Origin of the sequence: Nocardioides carbamazepini, assembly GCF_024614185.1 — a bacterium.
GTDB classification, from domain to species: domain Bacteria; phylum Actinomycetota; class Actinomycetes; order Propionibacteriales; family Nocardioidaceae; genus Nocardioides; species Nocardioides carbamazepini.
In genome coordinates this window covers 526,926-540,194 of sequence record NZ_JAHTLF010000013.1, presented here as the reverse complement: position 1 = coordinate 540,194, position 13,269 = coordinate 526,926, and the positions used below count along the sequence as shown (strand labels likewise).

Sequence of the window (13,269 nt, the reverse complement as noted above, 5' to 3'; positions counted from 1 at the left end):
CTCACTCGGCGTCGTGCGGGATGACGTAGAACGGGTAGACCAGGTTGCGGCGGTCGTTGGTCGCCCGCACCCGGTAGCTGATCGCGACCCGCACCAGCGAGGGTTGCGCGGGGTCGGGGGCGGCCACGACGTCCTCGACGTCGACGCGCGGCTCCCAGCGGGCGAGCGCCTCGCGCACGTACTGCGCGATCAGCCCGAGCAGGTTGCCGGTCACCGGCTCGAAGAGCAGCTCCGCGATCCGGCAGCCGAACTCGGGGCGCATCAGGCGTTCGCCAGGAGCGGTCGTCAGCACCAGCGTGATCGCCCGGTCGAGCGACTCCGGCCCTTCGGAGAGGCGGATCGTCCCGGTCTGGTCGACGCCGAGGGGCCAGCTGAACCCCCGGCCGACGAACGAGGAGTCGTCCTCGCTGGGGCGTCCGGTGCTTGGCGTGATGGACATCAGTTGATCAGCACCGTCCCGCCCTTGATGGTGGTCATCCCGCCCTCCAAGGTGGCGTTGCCCTTGCCCTTGACGGTGGTGGTGGTGCCTTCCACGGTGAGCGTCGCCTGGGCCTTCAGCTCGGCGGCGCCGGTGGCCTCCAGCGAGAGGTTGCTCTTGGCCTTGATCTTGACCGCCGTGCCCTCGATGGAGATGTCACCGTTGCTGGCGAGGGTGATCGTGGCCCGCCCGTTGGTGAGCTTGAGGTCGCCGCTCTTGGCCTCGATGGTCAGGCTGTTGGAGGCCTCGTCCAGCTTGATCGACATCTCCTTCCTGCCGTGCTTGAGCAGCACGGCCTCCTTGCCGGCCTCGTCGACCATCTCCAGCGCGTGCCCGGTCCGCGAGGTCAGCCGGCGGGTGTTCACCTGACCCTGCCCGAGCAGGCGCCCCAGCTCGGGCTGCTTGTTCTTGCCGCCGTAGACGGAGCCCAGGACCACGGGGCGGCGCAGGCTGCCCTCCTCGAAGCCGACCAGGACCTCGTCGTCGACCTCCGGCAGGAAGGTGGCTCCGCGCCCGTTGCCGGCGTCGAACGTCGAGACGCGGGCCCAGGCCGACTCCACGTCGTTGCCGAGCAGCGAGGGGAGCTTGACCCGGACCCGCCCGAGCTTCTCGGGGTCGCTGATGTTGGTCACTATGCCGACCTGGATCCCGTCGGCCCGGGCCTCCGGCCGGCTCCCGCCGCCCAGGGTGTCGACCAGGCCGCGCGGCCGATGGCTGCCGGTGTGGAAGGTGGTGTGGAAGCCACGTCGGTCGTACACGTGCTCGACGCGGGTGACCAGGTACTTCCCCGAGGAGGGCCCCACGTCGACGATCTCCAGTACGACACCCGGGCGGATCCGCGGGTCGGCGAGGGCGGTGCCCCTGCCGATCAGGGCATCGGAGTCCATCGAGGTCTGGATCGCCTTGGCGAGCGTCGTCGCCTCGGCCTGGATCTGGGGTGCCCCGGCGTTGGTGCGCATGGCCCGGCGGCTGATGCCGTTCACCGACCGGCGGGCGAGTTGCGCGAAGTGATGCTCCTCGCCGGCCTCCGTTTGCGCGGTGCCCTCGATCGTCCGCTTCGTCTTGGGGTCCCAGCCCGTCACCTGGGTCTGCTGGGGCGTCCCCGCGGTGGCCTTCACCGAGAACGTGAGCAGGCGCTGGTCGGCGGTGGTGTTGGCGTCGGTGTGCGGGAAGCCGAGGCGGACGGAGCCGGGAGCGACGGCACCGACCGGGGCGACGTGCACCTTGTTGGGTGCCTCGAACCACCACATGGCGTTGTGGGCGCGCACGGTCTCGTCGAGGTGGGCGAGCGAGGACCCGATCTTCGCCGTGTACTCCGGGATCTGGCTGGAGAGCGCCGGCGCGCTGTTCACCAGATTGAGCCCGACCGTCCGCAGCAGCCGGGAGAGTACGTCGGCGGCAGACGTCCTCTCATAGGTCGTGACCGTGGTGTCGCGTGCGAGTCGCCAGGTCGGCTCCTCGGCGACGATCACCAGCTCGGGCACCTGCCCGGCCGAGTGGTCGAGCGCGATGCTCTTCACGCTGCCGTGGAAGAGCACCTGCTGCGCGCCGGGAACCGTCACCCGGAGCACCGCATCGATGCCGAACACGGCGCCGCTCGACAGCTGGTAGCCCACATCGGCGAAGCGCAGCGTCAGCCGGCCCACCAGGTTGACCGCGGTCTCGACCCGCAGCGAGGTGAGCAGCTCGAGGCGCTGTGTGCTGAGCGGTGCGCCCGCGACCTCGAGGGCGGCGGGGACGGGCATCGTCGACGTGGAGGTGGTCATCAGCTCTCCCGCGGGATGTCGAGCAGCTCGCCCGGACGCAGCGCGAGTGGGTCCTCGACGTCGTTGGCCCGGGCCAGGCGGCGCCACTGGGTCGCGTCGCCGTAGTAACGGGCGCTGATCCGGTCGAGGGTCTCGCCGGGCTGCACCCGGTGCACCCGGCTCGGCTTGGGGGTCCCCGACGTCGGGTTCTGGGGGCCGAGCGCGTCGGAGCTCTCGTACTGTCGCAGCTCGAGGTGGATCTCGGCGCGCAGCGGCACTCCGCCCGAGGAGAAGTAGGTGAAGCTGAGCTGGATGTCGGCGACCACCGCACGGAAGGAGTGCAGGTCGCCCCAGTGGAAGACGACGGTCGGCGGCCGCGCGTTGTTGCGCTCGAGGTCGGTGCCGGGGAGGTTCGGATCCACCTCCATCAGCTTCAGGATCTTGCCGGTGTGCTTCGTCACCGGGCTGCCGTCGGCCGTCGTGTCGAAGCGCAGGTCCATCCGCATCCATCCGCCGCCCGCGCCGGCGTACTGCAGGGTCGGCACGCCCTTCCCCGGCATCGGGTTGGACACCCAGTTGTTGCGGCGCCCGACGCTGAGCGTCTCCGGGTTGTAGAGGCAGGGCAGCCGCTCGCCGCCCTCGAGCTCCAGGAACGCCTTCTCCAGCTCGGCCATCTCAGACCACCCGCCACTCGTGGCGGCCCCGGCGTTCGAGCTCGTCGATCACCCGGTCCTCGATCCGCTCGACGACGGCGTCCACGATCCGATCGAGGGTGGCGCCGGTCGGCTCGGTCTCGCCGGGCATGTCGGTCCACGGGTCCGGGACGCCGGCTCGCCAGGGGTCCGGTCGGGAGGAGGCCACCGCATGACTGTCGGTGCTGGTCTGGTGGAACACGGCAGGACCTCCCGTGGTGTGGTCGAGCTCCTGCCCCGGCGCCGAGCCGGGTGCTGAGCCGGGTGCGGCGCCGAATGCCGGACTGGATCCGGGGCCGAAGGATGGGCTGGATGACGGGCTGACGGCGGCGCCGATGCCCGACGTCGCGGTGAAGAGGTCGGCGGTGCGCTCGAGGAGCGACCCGGTGCCGCTGCGGATCCGCTCGATCTCGGCGGCGGTGAAGGTGGCCGGGACGCCCGGCGCACCGTGCGGCGGCGGGGGCGGCGCGACGGCTGCCTCGCGCGCCACCGGCCCGGTGCGGGGCGGTGCGACCGGGAGGCTGCGTAGGAGCGCGGTCGACGCGGGACCGGCCGCCGATGCGGAGTGGGACGTCGCGGGACCGGGCATCGCCGGCCCTGGGGTCGCTTGCCCGGGGGTCGCTTGCCCGGGGGTCGCTTGCCCGGGGGTCGCTTGCCCGGGGGTCGCTTGCCCGGGGGTCGCTTGCCCCGGGATCGCTGGTCCCGATGTCGCGGGGCCGAGGCCTGGGGCGCCGGCGGGGACGCCCGGTGCCCTCCGGCCGATGGCCACGCGTCCGAGGGAGGTGCGCCCCGCCGCCGCGGGAGCGCTGGTCTCGGCGCGCGGCGGCTCGCCCGGAGCGGGTGCCCATGAGCCGCCGAACGCCGGGGCCGGGAGGGGTGTCGCCTCGGGAGCTCCCGGTGCGTCCGGTGCGCCCGGTGTGACCGGGCCGCTGGGCGCGGCGGGGGGGAGCGGTTGCAGATCGGCACCGGCACCGCCGCTCGGAGGCGACGCGGGGATCCAGGACGCCGGTGGGGCCGGCGAGGCCGGCGAGGAGGTGGTGCGGGAGGTGGAGGTGGTGGAGGTGGCCGCGGAGGATGTCGCCGCGGACCGTCGGCCGATGTGTGGCGTGCCGGGCGCCGCCGTCGCGTGTCCCGGGCCTGCGGCTCTCACCCAGGGGGCCGTCGCGAAGCTCGCGGCGGGTGTGGCGTCCGCTGCCGCGGGGGCCGGGGTGGTGGTGCCCGGGCCGGTCGTGCCCAGGGTGTTCCCGGTAGGGGGTGCGGGCGTGCGGAGCGCGCCGGCGGTCGCGGGACGGATCGGGGTGTCGACGCCGAAGCCGGTCGCCAGCGCGGTGTTCCTCCGGCCGTGCCGGGTCCAGCGGCGGACCACCAGCTGGTCCGGCATGGCGATCGCCGACTCGGGGGCGGCCGAGCTGGGCCGTCCGTTCCGGCGGGCATGCCGGCGGACGGTCGGCGTGGCGGCGGAGGTCGCGGTGGCGGCGGATGTCGCGGGAGCGGCGGCGGATGCGGCGGCGGATGTGGCGGCGGATGTGGCCGCGGAGGGTGAGATGCCCGCGTCGGTCCCGGCGGCAGTGACGGCGGTGGAGGTGCTGGTCGACCTGGCCGCGGGGGCGGCCGGAGCGGGGACGTCGACCGGCGCGATGGAACCGACGCCGGCGTCGCGTCGTGAGGACGGCAGCAGGTGACCAGGCAGTGCCGGTGCGCGATCGAGCAGCCCCACCGCGGCCGCCCGGATGGGCGTGGCCGGCGTCAGGGCCGTCGCTGCGGCGGCGGAGCCGAGCCGGATCGACGGTGTGGCCCGGGTGCGCAGGGTCCGGGAGAACCGGGTCGGGGCCGCCGCCAGACTCCAGGGAGCCCGGGGGCCGGGTGCGCCGGGGACCGGGGCGGAACCGGCCGTGCTCGGCTCCGCTCCGGACCGGGCGGCGGCCGTGGTGGCGGCCGTGGTGGCGGCCGTGGTGGCGGCCGAGGTGGCGGCCGAGGTGGCGGTCGAGGTGGCGGTCGAGGTGGCGGTCGAGGTGGCGGGGGACGCAGCGGTCGCGGTGGCGGAGGAGACAGGGGCGGGTGAGCCCCCGACCGGCGCGGAGACGGCCGGGGACGAGTCGGCCGGGGACGCGGCCTCCGTAGGTGAGCCCGCTGGAGACGAGGACGCCGCAGGAGAGCCGACCGGGGACGGGATCCTGAACGAGGCAGTGGAAGATGTGGCGGCAGGTGCGGACGGGCCCGGGGGCGAACGCCGAGGGGAGCGCCGGATGGTCGGAGTGGGAGGTGCTGCCGGACCCGCCGGCGATGCGGATCGGGACCCGGTCGCGTCCTCGACCGGGGGGCGCCGGACGGCCGTCAGCTTCTGCCGATCCGTCTGGGTGAGCATCGGTCCTGACGCGGTCACCTCGGCGTGCCGGCGTACCCGGGCCTCGACCGAGGTCAGGTTCGAGAGCATCCCCCCCGGGGTGTAGGACTGCTCGGCCTCGACCGCCCGAGCCGCGCGGGGCAGGCCGCGGCCGGGCAGCGCGCCGGCGCCGGTCGGCCGAGCGTCGCGCAGCCACGGCGCGGGGCCACCGGCAGGAGTGCCCGCCGGAGTGTCGATGCCGCCGGCCGCCGGCGCGTCCGCGGCCTCCTGCGCGATCGGGGTCCACCAGCGTGGCGGGCGCATCTCACCGGCGGACAGGCCAGGGCCGCGCAGGGCGACCCGGACGTCGACCGGCCGAGACACGCCGCTGGCGAAGCGGCCGACGGAACGGGCCAGGATGCCGACCTGTCGCTGGCTCTGGCGTGCGCCGGTGGCGGCCGGCAGGCGGAGCCGCCCGGCCGCGGCCCGGCCGAGCCGGTTCGCGTCGGTGGCCGGCACGACGTCCCCGCTCACGTCACGGTCCTGGCCCGGAACCCGTGGTGAGCGACCTCCAGCTCCTCCTCGAGCGGCGTCGGGCTGCCGATCGAGAAGTCGGGGCCGCGCCACCGCACGGGGAAGACGTCGAGGAACTCCCAGGTGCGCAGCCGGGTGCCGGTGGTGTCGATCGCGGTGACGGCACCGGTCGACCGGGTCAGCTTGCTGCCCGCGGCGGCGAACCCCTCACCCGAGCTGCGCTCCAGCCACTCGAACAGGGCGTTGCTGTCGGTCAGGCCCCGCTTGAAGAGCAGGTGCGGCCAGGACATGCGTCCGGGCACCCGATGGGAGTAGGAGTTCTGCCCACCCTCGGCGAACTCGTGCACGGCGACCGTGACCTGGAGGCCCTGGACCTCCCGGAAGACGCCGATCTCGGTGCCGTCGAGCTCGAAGATGAACCGGTTCGCTGCGGGGAGATCGCCCCCGAGCGGGGTGACACTGCTACTGGGCATGCTCCCGCACCGCCTCCCACGCTCGTTCGTTCAGGGCGACGACCGCCCGCACCATCCGGACCCGGTCCATGTGCTCGAGGTCCAGCAGATCGCCCATCGACCAGTGCAGGTGGTACGCGAGATAGGCGATCTCCTGCCACAGGGCGTCGGTGGGGTAGCGCAACATGGCGGATGCCTCAACCGTTCTTCCGCGGAAGCTCCTCGACGGCGTGCCGCAGGGTGGGACGGGACTCGACGACGGCCTCGCCCACGACGTCCTCGATGACGGGCGGCGCGGCCGCCACCGTCTCCGGAGCGGGTGTCCGCTCCGGAGACGGTTGGTCGACCACGAGCTGGGTGCCCATCTGGGCCTGCACGAGCGCGTCGAACTCGGCCTGGTTGCCGAAGTTGATGACGCCGTAGAAGTCCTGCAGGTACGCCAGGTCCACGGCGAACAGGCCCTCGATCTCGTGCATCGTCACCTGGGGCAGGTCGCCGAGCTTGCTGATCACCCGGGCGAGCACCAGGACCGTCAGCCGCGGGTCGTCCGGACCGGTGACGCGCGGGTCCCGCAAGGGCTCCAGCTCGTCGCGGGCCGTCGCCAGCCGCATGGTGCCGGTCCGGTGCACCATCCCGTCGTCGTCCACGTACCCCCGCGGGAGCGTGAACTCGTAGGTCGTCCGCAGTGCGCTCACTTGACGCGCGACAGGCTCTCGACGGTCAGCGTGATGGTCTCCTTGACGGGGTCGTTGGAGTCGATGCTGAGCTGGTCGGTCGCGATCTTGCTCGGCCACCCGTTGGTGAAGTTGAACCGGGCGATCTCGGCGTTGGTCGAGTCGTACATGACGATCGAGCCGTTCTTGCGGTTGTTGGACCGGTCGCTGAGCAGGATGCCCTTGTCCCTGATGTCGTTGAACCAGCCCCAGAGCTTGTCCTGGGTGGAGTCGGGCGGGGCCATCCTGACCAGGCTGATGTCCGGCGCCTTGGTGGACTTGCCGAGCGTCTTGACCACCTGCACCTTCCCGTTCGCGCCGGCCTGCTCGATGCTGACGACGTCGACCTCGACGTCGAGGCCGGAGACGCTGCTGAGGATGGTCACGATCGAGCCGTCGATCTCCAGGAAGAAGTTGCTGGAGACGATCGGGTCGTTGCTGATGAGTGCATCGTTGGGCATGTCGGATCCTTGGTTCTCGTCTGCGCGATGGGGTTAGTCGGGGCGGCCGGTCAGGAAGCCGACTGCTTCTTCTGGCTGATCCGGAAGACCACGAACTCCGCGGGCTTCACGGGAGCGATGCCGACCTCGACGATCAGCAGGCCCGCGTCGATCGACTCCGGCGGGTTCGTCTCGGCGTCGCACTTGACGTAGAACGCCTCGTCGGCGTTGGCGCCGAAGAGCGCTCCGGCCGACCACAGGCCGCGAAGGTACGCGTTGAGGGTGCGCTTGACGCCCTCCCACAGGGTGATGTCGTTGGGCTCGAACACCGCCCACTGGGTGCCGGTGAGGATCGAGGCCTCGACCATGTTGAAGAGACGGCGGACGTTGATGTACTGCCAGTCGGTGTCGGACGCGAGGGTCCGGGCGCCCCAGACCCGGATGCCGCGGGTGCCGAACGGGCGGATGCAGTTGATGCCGATCGGGTTGAGCAGCGACTGCTCGTTCTGGGTCACATTGCGCTCGATGTCGAGCACGCCGCGCATGGTGTCGTTGGCGGGGGCCTTCCACACGCCGCGGGTCTCGTCGGTCCGCGCCCACACGCCGGCGATGTGGCCGGACGGCGGGATCAGCATCTCGCGGTCGCCGTTGACGCCGATCGGGTTGTCGACCTTGATCCAGGGGTAGTACAGCGCGGCGTACGCCGAGTCGTACATCGCGACGTCGCTGCGCCATTCCTTGATCTGCTGGGGGCTCATGCCCGGAGGCGCGTCCAGCACCGCCATCCGGTTGCCGTGCTGCTCGCAGTGGGAGATCAGCGCGGTCTGCACGGCCTTCCACAGCGACAGGTCGATCGTGCCGTCCTCCTGCGTGGCCGCGGTGACCAGGTCGGGCACCAGCACCATGGTGACGTCCTCGGCGACGGCCAGGCCGTTGATGCCGGCCCGTGCGGACTCGGAGCCCGCGAACTTGCGGCCGTTGACGGGCACCGGCACCGGCGCCGCCTTCACCAGGTCGTAGACGCCGGGGCGGATCAGCTCGAGCTGGCCGGACAGGTCGACGTCCTTCTCGACCAGCAGGTCGACCTTGACCTTGGTGGAGGTCCCGTTGACGGCGGTCGCGACACCGGTCGCTCCGCCGGAGAGGTCGAGACGGGGGAACGACTCCACCGGCTCGCCACCCTCGAGGATGGTCATGGTGAAGGTGGCGACGGCGTCCTCGTCGGTGCCGGCGTCGTCGGTGCTGATCTGCACCGTGATGTCGGCGTCCGGCTCCAGGCTCTCGATCGCGACGGGCAGGCCGAGCGCCCGGTCGCTCGCGGGCAGCTCGATGCGGGACGGCTCGCCGGCCGGCTCGACGTTCGGCACCCGGCAGATGTAGGCGATGCTGCCGCCGTTGGCGAAGTAGCCGTAGACGGACAGGGGCAGCATGCAGCCCGGAGCGAAGCCCCCGTACAGCGCCTCGAACTGGTTCCAGCTGGTGACCAGGCGCGGTGCCAGGCCCTGAGGGTCGTTCGGGTCGTCGAGCGGAGCCCGCTCGGTGAACCCGACGAACGCGGCGACGGCAGTCGGTGCGGACGAGAGCACCTTCTGAGACGAGACGACTTCTTCGACGTACACGCCGGGGGCGGTGTAGGTGGGCATGGCAACGGACTCGCTCTCGGTACGGGGGTGCTGGGGTGCTGGGGGCCCGAAAGAGCCGACCAGATCAATCGTGCTGCATGCCGAGGCGCGAAAAGTGCAAAACGACGAAACTGCTCCCGAGATACGCGCTGTCTCCTGTGATCTCGGACGGATGGCCGCTGTGCGGCGGGTTCACCCGGTCTGCGTCGTGAACTGGCCAGGAGCGATCACCTGGATCACCCCGCCCCACGCGCAGTTCAGGGTGCAGTTGTTCTGAACGACCGGCAGCGAGCCCACGAGGGGCGACGGTCCGGCGCCCACCCACGGTCCGGCGGGCACGGGGACGCACGGCATCGGGGTCAGCACCCCGAGGGCGGCCGACGTGGCCGCCGCCACCTGCGGGTTGGCCAGTGAGTTGCACATCCCGAAGGAGCCGATGTTGGCGAGCGGCAGGATGTCCGTGATGACAGCCACCGGCTGCTTGCCGATCATGGTCCGCTTGGTCGGCGGCACCGTCAGGGGGGCGGGCGAGATCCCGAAGCTGCACATCAGCTGAGCGCCGTTCACGACGGGGATGGGCATGGCGGGCTCCGATCGGCGGGGGACTCAGGTGGGTCGGTGGACGCTCAGCGTTCGCTGTCCTTGACGGAGGCCGTGAGTGGCTCCCCGGCAGTGGTGATCACGCAGAGCACGTCACGGTCGTCCTCCTCCCAACTGCGTGGGGAGGGCAGCAGATAGGTGAAGAACAGGTCGGAGTCGAGGTAGTCCACCCCGACGTAGTCACGGAACTCCTGTGCGCAGTGGCCGTCGGCGAAGGCGGTCAGCTCCTCCTCTCCCGGGAACGTGCTGCCCTCCTTGTCGTAGGGCACCACGGCGTAGGCCTCGAGCGCGTGGGCATCGGCGCAGGAGACCTGGTCGAGGTCGCCGACCTGGGCCTTGACCTGGTCGAGCGAGCGGAAGCACATCCCCGGCTCGGCGTCGAAGACCGAGGTGCCCGCGGTGTCGTCGTCGCCGAACCACCCACAGCCCGCCAACAAGAGCATCGCGGTCCCGGAGAGCAGTGCCGGGGCGACGACCCTGCGCCTCATCTCCGGATCCGATCCGCCATGGCGGCGATCCGCTCGACGGCCGGGGCCTGGTCCTCCCAGGCGAACGTGTCGGCCGCCACGGTCGCCCTGACCTGGACGGCCGGTCGCAGCGTGCCGCCCAGCGCCTGCCAGATCTCTCGCGCCGCGTGCCGGTCGTCGCCGAGGGAGAGACGGATCGTCGAGGAGAGGCCGGGCGGGGTGATCGTGGCCGGCACGATCTCGGTGCCGGCCAGCAGGCTGACCAGGTCGCTCAGCAGCTGGTGCTCGTCGCGCGGCCCCCCGGCCCAGGTGCTGATCAGGTAGCTGAGCTGGATCATCGGCTGCGGGCGCCGGAAGCGCCGGGCCTCGGCGTCGTCGGGCCGGGTCACCGACCGCGACGGGTCGGCACTGCGCTGCACGTCGTACAGGAAGACGTTCACGGTGATCCGGGTCTGCTTCGCCGCCCACTCCTTGTCCGGCGTGGCGAAGGAGACCTCGCCGACGTCCTCGGTGAGGGCGAGCCGGTCGCGCACGAGCTGCTCGAGCGCGGCGTCGACGTTGCTGATGAACACGATGGGGGGAGGCCTCTGCTTCGACCGGAGGTGAGATCGTCCGAGCTCGGGTGCCGGCCGTGGCCGGCATGGACCGCCCAATCTAGTGCCGCACCGCGAGGATCCGCAGGTGGTCGGTCAGATCGGGGCCGTTTTCCGATTCCGCTGCAGGATCACGCCGACGTTCCTAGGATGCGAGGCGCCCCCAATGCACGCTGACCGGCGGAATCTCTCGCCGGCACTGACGCGTGCCTGAAATCAGGTGGAAGCCGATGCAGCTGTCGACCCCGCAGCGAGAAATCGCAGCGGACCCAGGATCCGTCTCCCGGATCCTGGTGAAGGTCGTCAACACGGGCACCATCATCGACGGACTGTCGGCCCGGCTGGTCGGTGCCGACGGTGCGGAGGTGCACGCCGAGCCGGAGATGCTGCCGCTCTTCCCGGAGGCGGAGGGCGAGTTCGAGCTCACCGTCCGCCTTCCGGAGGCCCAGCCGGCGGGCCGGCATCCGCTGACCGTCGAGGTGGTGTCCCACACCACCGGCGCCGTCCAGCACGCCGACGTCGACCTGGACGTGGCCGCGCGACCCCTGCTCGGTGTGGTCCGGGAGCCGCGGATGGTCCGGGCCCGCCGATCGGGCCGGTTCGTGATCGCGCTCACCAACCACGGCAACGTGCCGCTCGACGTCGTACTCTCCAGCACCCCGGGGGACGCCGGTACGACGCTCCGGCTGTCTCCCGGGTCGCTGCGCCTGGAGGCCGGCACCACCACCTCCGTGATGGCCGTGGTCCGCGGCCCGCGGATGATCACCGGATCCGAGGTCGACCGCACCGCCGGCATCGAGATCGTCGGCACCCCGGCAGGCGTCGCGATCGGTGCGGTGGTCGGGGCCGGGACGGTGACGGAGTCCGATCCGTCGCCGGCCGCGGACCCGGCGGTCGAGGGAGATCCCGCCCTCTCCCACAGCACCACGGTCCAACTGCGCCAGCGGCCGCTGATCAGCCGCGGGCTGCTCACCTTCTTGATCCTGGCGTCGGTGGTCGCGCTGTGGGCGGCGATCTTCCTCTTCGGCCTGATCAACGTCTTCGCGGGCGACCCGCTGACCAAGACCGCACCGGCCTCCTTCTTCGCCGCGGCGGCGGGCGCCGACGGCGACGGGGCGGACGGGAGCGGCGGTGGACCGGCGGACGCCCTGCCGAAGAGCGGGCTGCTGCCACCGGGGGTCGGCGGCCAGATCGGCGGCACCGTCACCGCGCGCAGCGACAACAGCGCGGTCGGCCGGATCCTGGTGGAGGCCTACCGGTCCGGACGGGACGGCCGGCTGGTCAAGGTCAGCTCGGGCGCGACGCAGAGCGACGGCAGCTACACGCTGGCCGGGCTGTTCCCGACGTCGTACCGGCTCAAGTTCTCGGCCAAGGGCTACGACACCGTCTGGTACGGCAGCCCCGCCAGCGGCGGCGAGGTCGGCGGCGGCGGGCAGTCCGCGCCCGGCGGCGGACGCGGCGGGGCGAAGGAGATCCCGGCCGAGGCGCAGGGCACCGTGGACGGCATCGACGTGGTCATCGGCGGACAGAACGGATCGATCTCCGGGACGGTCGACCCCGGCGACTCGCTCGTTCCGGTCGCCACGACCGTGTCGGCCCGACTGCTCAGCAGTGCCGCCGACGCGCCACCGGCGGCAACCACGACCACCGACGCCGCGGGCGGCTACGTGCTGACCGGCCTGCAGGCCCCGGGCGCCTACGAGCTCAGCTTCGTGGCGGCCGGCTATCGCCCGACGACGGTGACCCAGAAGCTCGCCGGCGGCGAGAACCGGATCCAGCCGACCGTCCTGCTGAGCGCCGGCGGCGGCCAGATCTCCGGTGTCGTGCGGGGAGGAGCCGGGCCGCTGGGCGGGGTCACCGTGAGCACGACCGTCGACGGCGAGGCGGTGTCGGTCATCACGCCGACCGTCGGAAGCGTCGGCACCTACGCGCTCCAGAACCTGCCGACACCGGGCACCTACGTCCTCACCTTCACGGCGGAGGGACACGGGAGCCGGACGGAGACCGTCGCGCTCGACCCGGGAGAGAGCCGGACCGGATTCGACCAGAAGCTCACCGCCGGCACCGGGAGCGTCAGCGGGGTCGTCCGCGGCTCCGACGGCGGGATCGGCGGTGTCACCGTCGTCGTCGGCGGGGCGGTCACCGCGGACGGGCGATCACCGGCCACGACCACACTGACCACGGGCAAGGTGGGCAGCTTCGCGTTCAGCGACCTGCCCGCTCCGGGGGACTACACGCTGACCGTCACCGCGCCGGGCTACGCCCCCGAGACCCGGCCGTTCAGCCTCTCGGCGGACGGACCGGCCGCGGCCGTCGACCTGCAGCTCACCACGGAGCTCGGCGACCTCAGGGGCAAGGTCACCCGACCCGGCGGCGGCCTGCTCGACGGCGTCATGGTGACGGTGAGCAGCGGGACCGAGACCTTCCGGACCACGTCCAGCGGCCGTGGCGGAGCGCTGCCGAACGGCGGCTACCTGTTCGCCGGACTGAAGCCCGGCTGGTACAGCGTCACCGCCACGATGCCGGGGTGGACCCAGCAGACCGGCCTGGTGCGGATCCGGGCCGGCCAGGACGCCGATCTGAACCTCGCACTCGAGGAGACGAGCTGAC

Annotated in this window: 15 protein-coding genes; 3 read left to right on the top strand and 12 right to left on the bottom strand. The window is 72.2% G+C overall.

The window, feature by feature from the left end; translation table 11 throughout:
• Position 1 precedes the first annotated feature (1 nt).
• The 4 genes from KVF89_RS09440 to KVF89_RS09425 are packed head-to-tail and all read right to left on the bottom strand — an operon-like array spanning position 2 to position 3,504.
• Entirely contained in the window at positions 2-439 is a 438-nt protein-coding gene (locus KVF89_RS09440) for a GPW/gp25 family protein (RefSeq protein WP_257425141.1), read from the bottom strand.
• Positions 439-2,244 carry a phage baseplate assembly protein V gene (locus KVF89_RS09435; protein ID WP_257425140.1) on the bottom strand — a complete coding sequence of 602 codons (1,806 nt, stop codon included), beginning with the start codon at positions 2,242-2,244 and terminating at the stop codon, positions 439-441. Before KVF89_RS09435 ends, KVF89_RS09440 begins: the two co-directional genes overlap by 1 nt.
• Positions 2,244-2,897, bottom strand: a complete 654-nt coding sequence (locus tag KVF89_RS09430; protein ID WP_257425138.1) for a CIS tube protein — start codon at positions 2,895-2,897, stop codon at positions 2,244-2,246. Before KVF89_RS09430 ends, KVF89_RS09435 begins: the two co-directional genes overlap by 1 nt.
• Position 2,898: 1 nt before the next feature.
• Positions 2,899-3,504 carry a hypothetical protein gene (locus tag KVF89_RS09425; protein ID WP_257425136.1) on the bottom strand — a complete coding sequence of 202 codons (606 nt, stop codon included), beginning with the start codon at positions 3,502-3,504 and terminating at the stop codon, positions 2,899-2,901.
• Between the two features lie 172 nt (positions 3,505-3,676).
• Here KVF89_RS09425 and KVF89_RS09420 point away from each other — a divergent pair, with 172 nt between their 5' ends.
• Complete coding sequence (locus KVF89_RS09420) at positions 3,677-4,597, top strand: hypothetical protein (RefSeq protein WP_257425134.1); 921 nt, start codon at positions 3,677-3,679, stop codon at positions 4,595-4,597.
• Positions 4,598-4,651: 54 nt separating this feature from the next.
• On the top strand, positions 4,652-5,365 hold the full coding sequence (locus tag KVF89_RS09415; protein ID WP_257425133.1) for a hypothetical protein: 714 nt from the start codon (positions 4,652-4,654) through the stop codon (positions 5,363-5,365).
• A 403-nt stretch (positions 5,366-5,768) separates the two neighbouring features.
• Here the strand turns inward: KVF89_RS09415 and KVF89_RS09410 are convergent, their stop codons facing one another.
• From KVF89_RS09410 to KVF89_RS09375, 8 genes are all read right to left on the bottom strand, one after another.
• Positions 5,769-6,245 (bottom strand): phage tail protein, encoded by a 477-nt coding sequence (locus KVF89_RS09410; RefSeq protein ID WP_257425132.1) that lies wholly within the window; start codon positions 6,243-6,245, stop codon positions 5,769-5,771.
• The gene (locus KVF89_RS09405; protein WP_257425131.1) at positions 6,235-6,411 is read right to left on the bottom strand and encodes a DUF6760 family protein; all 177 of its coding nucleotides are present in this window, start codon (positions 6,409-6,411) and stop codon (positions 6,235-6,237) included. Before KVF89_RS09405 ends, KVF89_RS09410 begins: the two co-directional genes overlap by 11 nt.
• A 10-nt stretch (positions 6,412-6,421) precedes the next feature.
• Positions 6,422-6,919, bottom strand: a complete 498-nt coding sequence (locus tag KVF89_RS09400) for a hypothetical protein (protein WP_257425130.1) — start codon at positions 6,917-6,919, stop codon at positions 6,422-6,424.
• On the bottom strand, positions 6,916-7,398 hold the full coding sequence (locus tag KVF89_RS09395) for a phage tail protein (RefSeq protein ID WP_257425126.1): 483 nt from the start codon (positions 7,396-7,398) through the stop codon (positions 6,916-6,918). Before KVF89_RS09395 ends, KVF89_RS09400 begins: the two co-directional genes overlap by 4 nt.
• 50 nt (positions 7,399-7,448) lie before the next feature.
• Complete coding sequence (locus KVF89_RS09390; protein WP_257425125.1) at positions 7,449-9,020, bottom strand: phage tail sheath family protein; 1,572 nt, start codon at positions 9,018-9,020, stop codon at positions 7,449-7,451.
• 171 nt (positions 9,021-9,191) lie between these two features.
• Complete coding sequence (locus KVF89_RS09385) at positions 9,192-9,581, bottom strand: DUF4280 domain-containing protein (protein WP_257425120.1); 390 nt, start codon at positions 9,579-9,581, stop codon at positions 9,192-9,194.
• Between the two features lie 44 nt (positions 9,582-9,625).
• Positions 9,626-10,087 carry a septum formation family protein gene (locus KVF89_RS09380; protein ID WP_257425119.1) on the bottom strand — a complete coding sequence of 154 codons (462 nt, stop codon included), beginning with the start codon at positions 10,085-10,087 and terminating at the stop codon, positions 9,626-9,628.
• On the bottom strand, positions 10,084-10,638 hold the full coding sequence (locus tag KVF89_RS09375; protein WP_257425118.1) for a Pvc16 family protein: 555 nt from the start codon (positions 10,636-10,638) through the stop codon (positions 10,084-10,086). Before KVF89_RS09375 ends, KVF89_RS09380 begins: the two co-directional genes overlap by 4 nt.
• 251 nt (positions 10,639-10,889) lie before the next feature.
• Here KVF89_RS09375 and KVF89_RS09370 point away from each other — a divergent pair, with 251 nt between their 5' ends.
• Positions 10,890-13,268, top strand: coding sequence for a carboxypeptidase-like regulatory domain-containing protein (locus tag KVF89_RS09370; protein ID WP_257425117.1), 2,379 nt, complete (start codon positions 10,890-10,892; stop codon positions 13,266-13,268).
• Position 13,269: the final 1 nt, after the last annotated feature.